Raw genomic sequence first — 318 nt, forward strand, 5'->3', positions numbered from 1 at the left:
ACGCGGTCTATAGCCAATCCGCCTATAGCCGCGCTGGTGCCGCAGGCAGTGGCAACCACATCAATGGAGAAGGCGGCGGCATTTACGCTGACTTCGGCCACTGTGGCGCCATGATTGGCCGCGCTTCGAACAATGTTACCCGCCCCACAGGTGAATTGCGCTATGATGGCAATTATGCTGGCATTATCGTGCACGATGATGCCACATCCACCGCCGAAGCGATCACTCTTTCGAGCGGAGAGGTCTTGGTTTACGTCGATCCTAACGATTTTGACCTAACCGGCGCCATCCACGGCTTTATTACTGAACGCTTCGAAT

The 318-nt window shown here is 55.3% G+C and carries 1 protein-coding gene; it reads left to right on the top strand.

The features are described 5' to 3' along the window. The coding region (locus tag AB9F29_RS21805) for a hypothetical protein (RefSeq protein ID WP_369757234.1) at positions 1–318 on the top strand (318 nt) is incomplete at both ends.

The organism is Falsihalocynthiibacter sp. S25ZX9 (assembly GCF_041205405.1).
In the GTDB taxonomy this organism is placed as follows: Bacteria; Pseudomonadota; Alphaproteobacteria; order Rhodobacterales; family Rhodobacteraceae; genus Falsihalocynthiibacter; species Falsihalocynthiibacter arcticus.